Source organism: Demequina pelophila (assembly GCF_000971175.1).
Classification (GTDB): domain Bacteria; phylum Actinomycetota; class Actinomycetes; order Actinomycetales; family Demequinaceae; genus Demequina; species Demequina pelophila.
Genome location: NZ_BBLY01000001.1, coordinates 368515 through 382779, shown reverse-complemented (window position 1 = coordinate 382779; position 14265 = coordinate 368515). Strand labels below are relative to the sequence as shown.

Sequence of the window (14265 nt, the reverse complement as noted above, 5' to 3'; positions counted from 1 at the left end):
CGCCAGCCTAGGGATCAGGCGGGCGCGGGCGCGCCCAGGATCTCCGCGAGGAAGGTGCCGGTGTGCGAGGCCGCGACGGCGGCGACGTCCTCGGGCGTGCCCTCCGCGACCACCATGCCGCCGCCCGAACCGCCCTCCGGGCCCATGTCGATGACCCAGTCGGCCGACTTGATGACGTCGAGGTTGTGCTCGATGACGATCACGGTGTTGCCCTTCTCCACCAGGCCCTCGAGCACGCCCAGCAGCTTGCGGACGTCCTCGAAGTGCAGGCCCGTGGTGGGCTCGTCGAGCACGTACACGGTCCGCCCGGTGGAGCGGCGCTGGAGCTCGGAGGCGAGCTTGACGCGCTGCGCCTCGCCCCCCGACAGGGTGGGGGCGGGCTGGCCCAGGCGCACGTAGCCGAGTCCCACGTCCACCAGCGTGCGCAGGTGGCGCGAGATGGCGGGGATGGCCTCGAAGAACTCGGCGGCCTCCTCGATGGGCATGTCGAGCACGTCGGCCACGTTCCTGCCCTTGAAGCGCACCTCGAGCGTCTCGCGGTTGTACCGCGCGCCCTTGCACACCTCGCACGGCACGTACACGTCCGGCAGGAAGTTCATCTCGATCTTGAGCGTGCCGTCGCCCGCGCAGGACTCGCAGCGCCCGCCCTTGACGTTGAAGGAGAAGCGTCCCGGGCCGTAGCCGCGCACCTTCGCCTCCTGGGTGTCCGCGAAGAGCTTGCGCATCTTGTCCCACACGCCCGTGTAGGTCGCCGGGTTGGAGCGCGGCGTGCGGCCGATGGGCCCCTGGTCCACGTGCACGATCTTGTCCAACTGGTCCGTGCCCGTGATGCGGGTGTGCCGGCCGGCCACCTGGCGCGCGCCGTTGAGCGTGTTCGCCAGCGACGTGTAGAGGATCGAGTTCACCAGGGTCGACTTGCCCGAGCCAGAGACCCCCGTGACGGCGGTGAGCACGCCGAGCGGGAACTGCACGTCGATGCCCTGCAGGTTGTGCTCGCGCGCGCCCACGACGGTGACGTGACGCTTGGGGTCGACGGCGCGCCGGGCGTCCGGCACGGGGATGGTGCGGCGGCCGGACACGTAGGCGCCGGTCATGGAGGCCGCGTTCTCGAGCAGCGACTCGTACGTGCCGGAGTGGACCACCTCTCCCCCGTGCTCGCCGGCGCCGGGGCCGATGTCCACGACCCAGTCGGCGGCGCGGATGGTGTCCTCGTCGTGCTCGACCACGATGAGCGTGTTGCCCAGGTCGCGCAGGCGGGTGAGGGTGTCGATGAGGCGGCGGTTGTCGCGCTGGTGGAGGCCGATGCTCGGCTCGTCGAGCACGTAGAGCACCCCCACGAGCCCCGAGCCGATCTGGGTGGCCAGGCGGATGCGCTGCGCCTCGCCGCCGGACAGCGTGCCGGCCGCGCGGGCCAGCGTCAGGTAGTCGAGCCCCACGTCGAGCAGGAAGCCCAGGCGGGCGTCGATCTCCTTGAGCACCTGGACCGCGATGTGCCGGCCGCGCTCGTCGAGCTCCGCGGTGAGCAGGAAGTCGCGCGCGTCCGCGATGGACAGCTCGCACACCTCCGCGATGGACCGGTCGCCGATGGTCACGGCGAGCACCTCGGGCTTGAGGCGCGCGCCCTTGCACCGCGGGCAGGGCACCTCGCGCATGTAGGACTCGTACTTCTCACGCGACCATTCGGACTCGGTCTGCTCGTGCAGGCGCTCGATCCAGGTGATGACGCCCTCGAAGCCGGTGGTGTACTGGCGCTCGCGGCCGTAGCGGTTCCGGAAGCGCACGTGGACCTTGTAGTCCTTGCCGGTGAGGATGGCGGTGCGGGCCTTCTTGGGCAGGTCCCGCCACGGGGTGTCCATCGAGAAGTCCAGGTCGTCGGCCAGCGCGGTCAGCGTGCGGCCGAAGTAGTCGGAGGACGTGCTCGCCCACGGCGCCACCGCGCCCTCGTTGAGGGACTTGTCGGGGTCCGGGATCACCAGGTCGGGGTCCACCTCGAGCCGGACGCCGATGCCCGTGCACTCGGCGCACGCGCCGTACGGGGCGTTGAAGGAGAAGGTGCGCGGCTCCATCTCCTCGAGCGTGAGCACGTGGTCGTTGGGGCACGCACGCTTCTCGGAGTAACGGCGCGGCGCGATCTCCCCGTCGACCGGGTCGATGACGACGAGCCCGTCCGCGATGCGCAGCGCGGTCTCGACCGAGTCGGTGAGGCGCTGGCGCACGCCGTCGCGGGCCACCAGGCGGTCGACCACGACCTCGATGTCGTGCTTGAGCTTCTTCTCGAGCTGCGGCGGTTCCGTGAGCTGCACCACCTCGCCGTCGACCCGGGCGCGCGCGAAGCCCTGCTGCTGCAGCTCCTCGAACAGGTCCTGGTACTCGCCCTTGCGGCCGCGCACCACCGGCGCGAGCACCTGATAGCGGGTGCCGTCGGGCAGCGCGAGCACGGAGTCGACGATCTGCTGCGGCGTCTGCGCCTGTATCCGCTCGCCGCACTCTGGGCAGTGCGGCGTGCCCACGCGCGCGAACAGCAGGCGCAGGTAGTCGTAGACCTCCGTGATGGTGCCCACCGTCGAGCGGGGGTTGCGGTTGGTGGACTTCTGGTCGATCGACACCGCCGGGCTGAGCCCCTCGATGAAGTCGACGTCGGGCTTGTCCATCTGCCCCAGGAACTGGCGCGCGTACGCGCTCAGCGACTCGACGTAGCGGCGCTGGCCCTCCGCGAAGATCGTGTCGAACGCGAGCGAGGACTTGCCGGAGCCCGACAGCCCGCTGAAGACGATCAGCGAGTCGCGGGGAAGGTCGAGGTCGACGCCCTTGAGGTTGTGCTCGCGCGCGCCGCGCACCAGGAGACTGTCGTTCACCCGGCCATGCTACGACCCGGCGCATCGAACGTCTGTTCGAAACGCGGGCGGCATCACCCCGTTTCGCTGACGGCGCACCGGGTATTCCCGGACGAGGCCGGGGTCACGGGCCGATGCGCCGTCCGGACGGCCGGTGGCGCACGGCTCTCGCGAGGGCCAGGATGGGCGCATGAGCCTCTACGCCGTCCACTACACGTACGACGAGCGCGCCGAGGAGCGCGCCGCGCGCCGCCCCGAGCACCTCGCCCACTTCCGGGCGCTGGCCGAGTCGGGCCGCTGCCCGGTCATCGGGCGCTACGGGGACGACCTCGCCCCGGGCGCGCTCATCGTGCTCGACGTGGACTCGCTCGACGAGGCGGAGCAGATCGTCGCCACCGACCCGTACGTCGAGGCGGGCCTGGTGCCCGAGCGCGTCATCCGCGAGTGGCCCGCCTTCGGCGCGTGGCCGGGACGGGACTTCCCCGCCTGAGGCGCCCGCTCAGCCCTCGCGCTCGGTGCGCTCGGACCCTTCCGCGACCCCCGCATCGTCCCCTGACTCTTCGGGCCCGTGGAGCGTGCGCCCGGTGCGATTCGACGCGATGACCGAGGCGAGCGCCGCGACGCCGATCACCACCGCGATGACGACGAGCGACACCCAGGTCTCGATGTGCGGCACGTGCACGGGCTCGCCGCCGTTGATGAAGGGCAGGGAGTTCTGCGCGAGCGCCTCGAGCACCAGCTTGACGCCGATGAACCCGAGCACCACCGCGAGCCCGTACGAGAGGTAGATGAGGCGCGACAGGAGCCCGTCGACCAGGAAGAACAGCTGGCGCAGGCCCAGCAGCGCGAAGGCGTTCGCGGTGAAGACGATGTACGGGTCCTGCGTGAGGCCGAAGATCGCGGGGATCGAGTCGAGCGCGAACAGCACGTCCGTGCCGCCGATCGCGAGGACGACCAGCAGCATGGGCGTCGCCATGCGGCGGCCGGCCTCGCGCACCGTGAAGTGGCCCTCGCGGTAGCCGTCCGTGACGGGCATGAGCCGCCGTGCCCACCGGACCAGGGCGTTCTCCTTGTATTCGGCCTCGCCCTCCTCCGCGCCGCCCTCGCGCGCCACCATCACCGCGGTGTAGAGCAGGAACGCTCCGAAGATGTAGAACACCCAGCTGAAGGTCGCGAGGGCCGCGGCGCCCACGGCGATGAAGATGCCGCGCAGCACCAGCGCGATCGCGATGCCGATGAGCAGGACGCGCTGCCTGAACCGGGGCGGGACCGCGAAGCGGCCCAGGATCACCAGGAAGACGAAGAGGTTGTCGACCGAGAGCGACTTCTCCGTGATGAAGCCCGCGAGGAACTCGGTGCCCTTGTGCGGGAGGTTCCACCAGTACATGGAGACGCCGAACACCAGCGCGAGCGCGATGTAGAACACCGACCACAGGGCCGACTCCTTGAAGCTCGGCACGTGCGGCTTGGCGACGACCACCACGAAGTCGAAGACGAACAGGCCGATGATGCCGGCGACCGTGATCGCCCAGACGAGGGTGGATTCCACCGGCCCATCCTAGAGTGAGCGATTTGGGTTGTCTGGGACCCTTCCCCTAGCCCGCGTCGATCATCTGGCGCAGCTCCTTCTTGAGCTCGCCGATCTCGTCGCGTAGCCGGGCCGCGACCTCGAACTGCAGCTCCGCCGCGGCGGCGCGCATCTGCGCGGTGAGGTCCTCGATGAGCTGGGAGAGCTCCTCCGCAGGGCGTTGCGCGAGGGTGGCCTTCCGGCCCTTCGCGTCGGTGGGGGTGGGCGCCCTGCGCGCCTCCTCGAGGGTCGCGGCGGTGTCCGCCTCCTCCCGCGCGAGCATCTCCGTGATGTCGCCGATGCGCTTGCGCAGCGGCGTCGGGTCGATGCCGTTCTCCTCGTTGTACGCGATCTGCAGGGCGCGGCGGCGGTTGGTCTCGTCGATCGCGGAGGCCATCGAGTCCGTGACCGTGTCCGCGTACATGTGGACCTCGCCCGAGACGTTGCGCGCCGCGCGGCCGATGGTCTGGATGAGCGACGTGCCCGAGCGCAGGAAGCCCTCCTTGTCCGCGTCCAGGATGGACACGAGCGACACCTCGGGCAGGTCGAGACCCTCGCGCAGCAGGTTGATGCCCACGAGCACGTCGAAGCGGCCCATGCGCAGCTCGCGCAGCAGCTCGACCCGGCGCAGCGTGTCGACGTCCGAATGAAGGTACTCGACACGCACGCCGCGGTCGCCCAGGAACTCGGTGAGGTCCTCCGCCATCTTCTTCGTGAGCGTGGTGACCAGCACGCGCTCGTTCTTCTCGACGCGCGCGCGGATCGACTCGAGCAGGTCGTCGATCTGACCCTCCGTGGGCTTGACGACGATCTGCGGGTCGACCAGCCCGGTGGGTCGGATGATCTGCTCGACCGCGCCGTCGGAGCGCTCGAGCTCGAACCTGCCGGGCGTCGCCGACAGGTAGACCGTCTGCCCGATGCGCTCCTGGAACTCCTGCCACTTGAGCGGCCGGTTGTCCATGGCGGACGGCAGCCGGAACCCGTGCTCGACCAGGGTGCGCTTGCGCGACGTGTCGCCCTCGAACATGGCGCCGATCTGCGGCACCGTGACGTGCGACTCGTCCAGCACCAGCAGGAAGTCGTCCGGGAAGTAGTCGAGCAGCGTGTGCGGCGGGGTGCCCTGCTCGCGCTGCTCGATGTGCCGGGAGTAGTTCTCGATGCCGGAGCACGTGCCGACCGAGCGCATCATCTCCAGGTCGAACGTGGTGCGCATCTTCAGGCGCTGCGCCTCGAGGAGCTTGTTCTGGCGCTCGAGCTCCTGCAGGCGCCCCTCGAGCTCGAGCTCGATGGTGCGGATCGCGGCGTTCATGCGCTCCTCCGACGCCACGTAGTGCGACGCCGGGAAGATGTGCACCTGTTCGCGCCGCTCGACCACCTCGCCGGTGAGGGGGTGGAGCGTGTAGAGCGCCTCCACCTCGTCCCCGAACATCTCGATGCGGATCGCGAGCTCCTCGTACACCGGGATGATCTCCACCGTGTCGCCCCGGACGCGGAAGGTGCCGCGTGTGAAGGCCAGGTCGTTGCGCGTGTACTGCATCTGCACGAACTCGCGCAGCAGCCCGTCGCGGTCGAGCACGTCGCCCACCGCGAGCGTCACCATGGCCTCGATGTACTCCTCCGGCGTGCCCAGGCCGTAGATGCACGACACCGAGGACACCACCACCACGTCACGCCGGGTGAGCAGCGAGTTGGTCGCCGAGTACCGCAGCCGCTCCACCTCCTCGTTGATCGAGGAGTCCTTCTCGATATACGTGTCCGTCTGCGGCACGTACGCCTCGGGCTGGTAGTAGTCGTAGTAGCTGACGAAGTACTCGACGGCGTTGTGCGGCAGCAGCTCCCGGAACTCGCTCGCCAGCTGCGCCGCGAGCGTCTTGTTGTGCGCCATCACCAGCGTGGGGCGCTGCAGGCGCTCGATGAGCCACGCCGTCGTGGCGGACTTTCCGGTGCCCGTCGCGCCCAGGAGCACCACGTGCTCCTCCCCCGCGTTCAGGCGCCGGGCCAGCTCGTCGATCGCCTTCGGCTGGTCGCCCGAGGGCCGGTACTCGGAGACCACCTGGAACGGATGATCGGCGCGACGCAGGTCCGGGGAACTCATGCGACCACAGTACGCCGGGCCTCCGACACCCCTCCTCCCGGGGGACGATGCGGGGGCCGGGGTCCGTGCATCGTCCCTCCCGCCGCTCAGGCCGGGGGCACCGCCATGCGCCACAGCTCGTCGACCTGCCGACGAAGCTCCTCGACGGTGCCGGTGCCGTCGAGGACGACGTCCGCGGCGGCGCGGCGCTCCTCGTCGGACGCCTGCGAGCGGATCCGGGCGAGCGCCTCGGCGTGGGTCATGCCCCGCCCCTCCATGAGGCGCCGCACCCGCAGCCGCTGACCCGCCTCGACCGTCACGACCATGTCGAAGCCGTCGTCTCCGGCGGCCTCGACGAGCAGGGGGATGTCGTGCACCACGACCCTCTCGCCGTCGGCGTGGGCGCGCTTGTCCGCCGCGGCACCCATGGCGAACACGTAGGGGTGCACGATCGCGTTCAGCCGCCGCCGCGCGTCGTCGTCCTCGAAGACGATCGCGGCGAGGGCGCGCCGGTCGAGCGCGCCGTCCACGATGACCGCGTCGCCGAACTCGCGCGCGATGTCCGCCAGCGCCGCCGAGCCGGGCTCGACCGCGCGGCGCGCCAGCTCGTCGTGGTCGACCACCAGGGCGCCCAGCTCCGCGAAGCGGGCCGAGGCGGTCGACTTGCCGGAGGCGATCCCGCCCGTGAGTCCGATGCGCAGCACCCGTGCAGTCTTCCAGTCGCGCCTGCCAGGGGCAACGACGGCGCGCCCCGGACGCGACGAAGGCCGCCACCCCGGAGGGTGACGGCCTTCGTACCGAGCGACCGCGGAAGCGGCCGTGCGGAATTAGTTGCCCGTGAGCTTCTCGCGCAGCGCGGCGAGACGCTCGTCCGAGGCGAGGGTGCCGGCGTCGGCCGAGTCCTCGTCGTGCGACGAGTACGAGGTCGGGCCGTCGTTCTTGGGGCCACGGCGACGCGGGGCGCCGGCGCCGGCGGGAGCGGCGGTCTCCGCCTCTGCGGCGGCCTCCTCCTGCTTCGCGACGAACGCCTTGTGCGCCTCCCAGCGCTCGTGCGCCTTGGCGTACTCGGCCTCCCAGGCCTCGCGCTCGGCCTCGAAGCCCTCGCGCCACTCCTGCGACTCCGGGTCGAAGCCCTCGGGGTACTTGTAGTTGCCCTGAGCGTCGTACTCGGCGGTCATGCCGTAGAGCGCGGGGTCGAAGTCCTCGCCCTGCGGGTCCACGCCCTCGTTCGCCTGCTTGATCGACAGCGAGATGCGACGACGCTCGAGGTCGATGTCGATGATCTTGACGAAGACGTCCTCATCGGCGGAGACGACCTGCTCGGGCAGCTCGACGTGGCGGGTGGCGAGCTCGGAGATGTGCACCAGGCCCTCGATGCCCTCGAACACGCGCACGAAGGCGCCGAACGGGACGAGCTTGGTGACCTTGCCCGGGACGATCTGGCCGATCGCGTGGGTGCGGGCGTACACGGCCCACGGGTCCTCCTGCGTCGCCTTGAGCGACAGCGAGACGCGCTCGCGGTCCATCTCGACGGTGAGGACCTCGACCTCGACCTCCTGGCCGACCGAGACGACCTCGGACGGGTGGTCGATGTGCTTCCACGACAGCTCGGAGACGTGCACGAGACCGTCCACGCCGCCCAGGTCGACGAACGCACCGAAGTTGACGATCGACGAGACGACACCCTTGCGGACCTGGCCGGGCTTGAGCGCGGTGAGGAACGACGAGCGCACCTCGGACTGCGTCTGCTCGAGGAAGGCGCGACGCGACAGGACCACGTTGTTGCGGTTCTTGTCGAGCTCGATGATCTTCGCCTCGATCTGCTGGCCGATGTAGGGGCCCAGGTCGCGCACGCGGCGCATCTCGACGAGCGAGGCGGGGAGGAAGCCACGGAGGCCGATGTCCACGATGAGGCCGCCCTTGACGACCTCGATGACGGTGCCGGAGACGACGCCGTCCTCCTCCTTGATCTTCTCGATCGAGCCCCACGCGCGCTCGTACTGCGCACGCTTCTTCGAGAGGATCAGGCGACCCTCCTTGTCCTCCTTGGTGAGGACGAGGGCCTCGACGGTGTCGCCGACGTTGACGACCTCGTCCGGGTTCGCGTCGTGGCGAATGGAGAGCTCGCGGGAGGGGATGACGCCCTCGGTCTTGTAGCCGATGTCGAGGAGGACCTCGTCACGGTCGACCTTGACGATGGTGCCCTCGACGAGGTCGCCGTCGTCGAAGTTCTTGATGGTCGCGTCGATGGCTGCGAGGAAATCCTCAGCGGAGCCGATGTCGTTGACGGCGATGCTGGACTCGGGGGTGGATACGGACATTAAGGAGGTGCTCCGATGGACAGGGAATAGATGGGATGTTGTCGGCACGCGCCACCGGGGGCGGCACACACCGCCCACCATCCTACCCCGAACCGGGCCCCGCGGCCACCGACCGCGCCCCTGGATCCCAGGCGTGTCGCCCGGGTTCCGGGCGCGCCGCGCGGCGCGCCCGGAACCGGCGGACGGGTCCTACAGGCTGCGGGCGGCGTGGAGCAGCTGCTCCGGCACCCACTTGGTCTTGCCCATCATGGTCTCGAAGGGCTCGAGCACGATCTTCTCGCCCTGCAGGGCGGTGAACTTGTGCGTCTCGCCCGCGACGATGCCGTCGATCGCGGAGAAGCCCATCCGGGTGCCCAGGAGGCGGTCCGCCGCGGTGGGGATGCCGCCGCGCTGGACGTAGCCGAGCGTCGTGAGGCGCGAGGTGAAGCCCGTCGCCTCCTCGATGGCCTTGGTCACCTCGGTGCCGATCGAACCGGCGATGGGGTTGCCCTTGGCGTCGAGGGTCTCGCCGCCCTTCCACTTGGTGCCCTCCGCGGGGACGGCGCCCTCCGCGACCGCGACGATCGAGAAGTCCTTGTAGCGGTGGCGGTGCTTGATGCGCTTGACGATCTGGCCGATGTCGAACGGCTCCTCGGGCGCGATGATGATGTCCGCGCCGCCCGCGATGCCGGCCGTGACGGCGATCCAGCCGCTGTGGCGGCCCATGAGCTCGACGACCATGACGCGGTTGTGCGACTCGGCGGTCGAGTGGAGGCGGTCGATCGCCTCGGTCGCGACCGAGACCGCGGTGTCGAAGCCGATCGCCGCGTCCGTGCCGACCACGTCGTTGTCGATGGTCTTGGGAATGCCGATCACCGGCACGCCGAGCTCCTTGGAGACCTTGCCGGCCGCCTTGAGCGTGCCGTCGCCGCCGATGCAGATGAAGGCGTCGAGCTTCTCGTTGTCGAACGTGTCGCGCACCGCCTCCATGCCGCCGTCCACCTTGTGCGGGTGGCAGCGGGCGGTGCCGAGCATGGTGCCGCCGTGCACGAGGATGCCCGAGACGTCGTCCCGCGTCAGGGGGCGGGCGTCGCCGTCGATGACGCCGCGCCAGCCGTTGTTGAAGCCCACGATCGAGCAGCCCAGGTCCGAGGTGCCTCGCTTGACGACCGCACGGATCGCCGCGTTGAGTCCGGGGCAGTCTCCGCCGCCGGTCAGAAGTCCAATACGCATGTGTCCACCCTAATGTCCGGCGCTGCGCCAGTCAGCGCCCGATCCGACGTTGACGTCGAGAGGGACGCTCAGCTTCGCAGCCGCGCTCATCTCCTCTCGGAGAATGGCCTCGACCGCGTCGCGTTCCGACGGACCGGTCTCGACCACCAGTTCATCATGGACCTGCAACACCTGCCGGGACCGAAGACCTTCGTCCCGCAACCGGGACTCCACGGCGAGCATCGCCCGCTTGATGAGGTCCGCCGCCGAGCCCTGGATGGGCGCGTTGAGCGCGACCCGCTCGGCGATGTCGCGGCGCTGACGGTTGTCCGACTGCAGGTCGGGCACGTAGCGGCGCCGCCCGAAGATGGTCTCCGTGTAGCCGTCCTGACGGGCCCGCTCCACCACCTCGTGCAGGTAGTCCCGCACTGCGCCGAAGCGCGTGAAGTAGTCGTCCATGAGCGCCTGCGCCTGGCCGACCGGCAGCCCCAACTGCCGGGCGAGCCCGAACGACGACAGCCCGTACGCGAGGCCGTAGGACATGGCCTTGACCTGGGAGCGCATCTCGGGGGTGACGCCCTCCGGCGCGACCCCGAAGACCCGGGAGCCCACGAACCGGTGCAGGTCCTCCCCCGACGCGAACGCCTCGATGAGCGCCGCGTCGCCGGACAGGTGCGCCATGATGCGCATCTCGATCTGCGAGTAGTCCGCGGTCACGAGCGTCTCGTAGCCCTCGCCCACCACGAACGCCTCCCGGATCCGGTGCCCCTCGGGGGTGCGGATGGGGATGTTCTGCAGGTTCGGGTCCTTCGAGCTCAGCCGGCCCGTGGCCGCGACCGTCTGCGAGAACGTGGTGTGGATGCGGTCGTCGGGCCGCACGGACTGCGCGAGCGTCTCGATGATCTGCGACAGCTTGGCCGCGTCCCGGTGCGCGAGCAGCGCGGTGAGGAACGGATGCGGCGCCTTCTCGCTCAGCTCCTGGAGGGACGATGCGTCGGTCGAGAAGCCCGTCTTGATCTTCTTGGTCTTGGGCATCCCCAGTCGCTCGAAGAGCACCTCCTGGAGCTGCTTGGGGCTGGCGAGGTTGACCCGGTCACCGCCGATCGAGGCGTAGGCCTCGTCTGCCGCGTGCTGGGCACGAGCGCGCGCCTCGGACGCGAGCGACTCGAGGTGGCCCAGGTCCACCGCCATGCCCGCGTGCTCCATGCGCGCGAGCACGCCGATGAGCGGCACCTCGAGCTCGCGGTAGAGGTCCGCCATGCCGCGCTCGGCGACCGCGCCCTCGAGCACGTGGGCGAGGGCGTGCACCTGGGCGGCCCGCTCCCCCGCGGCCCGCGCAGGCGAGTCGCCCAGTCCCAGGTCCAGCTGATCGGTGGACGATGCGGCGGCCGGGAGGACGCCCAGGTGACGCTCGAGGATGGGCTCGAGGTCGAAGCCGCGCTGGTCGGGGTTGACCAGGAACGCGGCCACCTGGGTGTCGCCGACGATCCCGCCCAGCTCCCAGCCGCGCGCGCGGAGCGCGTGCCACGCGTCCTTGGCGCCGTGGAGCACCTTCTCCACCGCGGGGTCGGCGAGCCACGCGGCGAGCGCGGCGTCGTCGTCCGCGGACAGGTCCGCGAGGTCGATGCCGAAGGCCTCCTCGCCCGAGGACGCGGCGCCGATGGCCCAGGCGTCCGCGTCGGCGCCCGTCCGGCCGTCGACGTGCACCGCGACCCGGCCGGTCAGCGCCGTCAACCCGGCCACGGCATCGTCCACCGTCACGGCGACCGTCGACTCCTGGGCGACCGGGGCGTCGTCTCCCGCGGTCAGCGGGAGCAGCCGCTCGCGCAGCGTGCGGAACTGCAGGGCGTCGCACATCTGGTGGATCGCCTTCGCGTCGCCGCCCTCGAACCGGAGGCCGGACAAGGGCGTGGCGACCTCGAGGTCCGTGAGCAGGTGGTTGAGCTCGCGGTTGAGGCGCACCTGGTCGAGGTGCTCGCGGAGGTTCTTGCCGGCGACGCCGGGCACGTCCTCCGCGGAGTCGAGGATGCCCGCCAGCCCGCCGTACGTCGCGATCCACTTGGCGGCGGTCTTGGGCCCCACCTTGGGCACGCCGGGCAGGTTGTCGCTGGTCTCCCCCACGAGGGCCGCGAGCTCCGGGTACTGCTCGGGGCGCACCCCGTACTTCTCCTCGACCGCGTCCGGCGTGAAGCGCACCAGGTCGGACACGCCCTTGCGGGGATAGAGCAGCGTGACCTGGTCCGTCACCAACTGGATGGTGTCCCGATCCCCCGAGACGACCAGCACGCGCATGCCGGCCTCGCGGCCCAGGCGCGCGTACGTGGCCAGCAGGTCGTCGGCCTCGAAGCCCGCCTTGTCGACCGCCTCGATCCCCATGGCGGCGAGCATCTCCCGGATGAGGGGCACCTGCGGCTCGAACTCCGGCGGCGTCTCGTCGCGGGTGCCCTTGTAACTGGGCAGTCGCTCGGTGCGGAAGGTGCCGCCAGGCAGGTCGAACGCGACCGCCACGTGCGTGGGCTCGTGGTCCTTCATGAGCGTCGCGAGCATGGTGGTGAAGCCGTACACCGCATTGGTGGGCGTCCCGGTGGCGGTGGTGAAGTTCTCCACCGGCAGTCCGAAGAAGGCGCGGAACGCCATCGACAGGCCGTCGACGAGGAGCAGGGTGTCTTTGGTCGTGTCGGTCACAGGTGCCAATCTAGGCCCTATGCCCGACACCGACGCGTCCGCCTCCCAGCCCGCCACCGCATCGTCCCCCGGCACGCCCGCCTCGCCCGCCGTGGCGGGCGGCCTCGCGGCCCGCATGGGGATCGAGATCCTCGAGCTCACCCCCGAGCGCGTCGTGGGAACCATGCCGGTGGCCGGCAACACGCAGCCGTACGGACTCCTTCACGGGGGCGCCTCCGCCGTGCTCGCGGAGACGCTGGGCTCGCTGGGCGCGGCGGCCCACGCCGCGACCCAGGGCCCCGGGTGGATCGCCATGGGGGTGGATCTCAACATCACTCACGTGCGGGGGGCTCGCGAGGGCGCGGTCACCGGTGTGGCGATTCCGGTCCACCTCGGCCGGACCGTCGCGACGTATGTCATCGACATCACGGACCAAAGCGGACGAACCCTGGCGAATGGCCGTCTTACCTGCGCATTGCGTGACCGGATGGCCACATAACTGAAACATTACTGCGATACGTTCCGGGCAATCCGAACCATGGAGGGGGTTCAGTGAGAGCTCGAATCGATCGGCGGGTGCTGCTTCGAGCGGCCCTCGTCCTGGTGGTCGCAGCCATCGCGATCACCGTCGTGTTGACGCTGGCAGGGCCGGCGGGCGCGACAGCCGAGGTGGACGTCACCTCGGAACCCGGCACCAATCGTGTCGCCCAGAACTTCTTCAACGGCGTGGTCTTCGGACTGCTGCTGGCGCTGGCCTCGGTGGGCCTGTCGCTCATCTACGGCACCACGGGCCTGAGCAACTTCGCTCACGGCGAGCAGGTGTCGCTGGGAGCCATGCTGGCGTACTTCCTGGCGACGCAGCAGCCCGTGAGCATCCCGCTGATCCCGGTGGAGTTCACTATCGGGCTGCCGCTGTGGCTGGCCGCGATCATCGCGATCGTGCTCGCCGGCGGCAGCGGCTGGCTGCAGGACAGGTTCCTGTGGTCGAAGCTGCGCAAGCGGCGCGTGGGCGTGGTCCAGCAGATGATCGTGTCGATCGGTCTCTCCCTCGCCCTGCTCAACTTCCTCCAGTGGTGGATCGGCCCCGACCGCGTCCGCCTCTCGCGGGCCATCGAGGAGCGCCACCAGATCGGGCCCATCCAGCTGGGCAGCATCACCGCGATGTCGATCGTGATCTCCGTGGTCGTCCTGCTCGGGGTCGGCTACTTCCTCATGCGCACCCGCCTGGGCCGTGCCACGCGCGCGGTGTCCGACAACCCCGCGCTCGCGGCCGCGTCGGGCATCAAGGTCGACGCGATCATCCGCCTCGTGTGGGTGATGGCCGCCTCGCTCGCCGCGCTCGGCGGCATCCTCATGGCGCTGTACGACTCGGGCACCAAGTTCGACGTGGGCGCCCGCCTGCTCCTGCTCATGTTCGCCGCGGTCACGCTCGGCGGACTCGGCCAGCCGTTCGGCGCGCTGGTCGGCTCGCTCGTGATCGGCATCGTCGTCGAGACCTCGACCCTGTGGCTCGGACCTGACCTCAAGTACGCGACCGCGCTCGGCATCCTCATCCTCGTGCTGCTCGTGCGGCCACAAGGCATCCTGGGACGAGCGGAAAGGGTGGGATAGCGC

Annotated in this window: 10 protein-coding genes; 3 read left to right on the top strand and 7 right to left on the bottom strand. The window is 70.3% G+C overall.

Annotation, left to right across the window (positions count from 1 at the left end; translation table 11 throughout):
* Positions 1-14: 14 nt before the first annotated feature.
* Entirely contained in the window at positions 15-2855 is a 2841-nt protein-coding gene (gene uvrA / locus AOM03_RS01765) for an excinuclease ABC subunit UvrA (RefSeq protein WP_062377678.1), read from the bottom strand.
* A gap of 169 nt (positions 2856-3024) precedes the next feature.
* Here uvrA and AOM03_RS01760 point away from each other — a divergent pair, with 169 nt between their 5' ends.
* Complete coding sequence (locus tag AOM03_RS01760; RefSeq protein ID WP_062377676.1) at positions 3025-3324, top strand: YciI family protein; 300 nt, start codon at positions 3025-3027, stop codon at positions 3322-3324.
* Between the two features lie 9 nt (positions 3325-3333).
* Here AOM03_RS01760 and AOM03_RS01755 read toward each other — a convergent pair whose 3' ends face one another.
* The 6 genes from AOM03_RS01755 to polA all read right to left on the bottom strand — a co-directional run bounded on the left by AOM03_RS01755 (position 3334) and on the right by polA (position 12672).
* Positions 3334-4383 (bottom strand): TerC family protein, encoded by a 1050-nt coding sequence (locus tag AOM03_RS01755; protein WP_082092018.1) that lies wholly within the window; start codon positions 4381-4383, stop codon positions 3334-3336.
* A 46-nt stretch (positions 4384-4429) separates the two neighbouring features.
* Positions 4430-6496 carry an excinuclease ABC subunit UvrB gene (gene uvrB / locus AOM03_RS01750; protein ID WP_062377674.1) on the bottom strand — a complete coding sequence of 689 codons (2067 nt, stop codon included), beginning with the start codon at positions 6494-6496 and terminating at the stop codon, positions 4430-4432.
* An 86-nt stretch (positions 6497-6582) separates the two neighbouring features.
* Complete coding sequence (gene coaE, locus AOM03_RS01745; RefSeq protein ID WP_062377672.1) at positions 6583-7179, bottom strand: dephospho-CoA kinase; 597 nt, start codon at positions 7177-7179, stop codon at positions 6583-6585.
* Positions 7180-7302: 123 nt separating this feature from the next.
* Positions 7303-8796, bottom strand: coding sequence for a 30S ribosomal protein S1 (gene rpsA, locus AOM03_RS01740; protein ID WP_062377670.1), 1494 nt, complete (start codon positions 8794-8796; stop codon positions 7303-7305).
* A 189-nt stretch (positions 8797-8985) separates the two neighbouring features.
* Positions 8986-10008, bottom strand: a complete 1023-nt coding sequence (locus AOM03_RS01735; protein WP_062377668.1) for a 6-phosphofructokinase — start codon at positions 10006-10008, stop codon at positions 8986-8988.
* 9 nt (positions 10009-10017) lie between these two features.
* A complete protein-coding gene (gene polA, locus AOM03_RS01730) occupies positions 10018-12672 on the bottom strand; it encodes a DNA polymerase I (RefSeq protein ID WP_062377666.1) in 2655 nt (884 codons plus the stop codon).
* 19 nt (positions 12673-12691) lie between these two features.
* On the opposite strand from polA, the gene AOM03_RS01725 reads away from it, so the two are divergent.
* Together AOM03_RS01725 and AOM03_RS01720 are read left to right on the top strand one after the other, a co-directional pair.
* Complete coding sequence (locus tag AOM03_RS01725) at positions 12692-13150, top strand: PaaI family thioesterase (protein WP_082092016.1); 459 nt, start codon at positions 12692-12694, stop codon at positions 13148-13150.
* A 53-nt stretch (positions 13151-13203) separates the two neighbouring features.
* On the top strand, positions 13204-14262 hold the full coding sequence (locus AOM03_RS01720) for a branched-chain amino acid ABC transporter permease (RefSeq protein WP_227589846.1): 1059 nt from the start codon (positions 13204-13206) through the stop codon (positions 14260-14262).
* Positions 14263-14265: the final 3 nt, after the last annotated feature.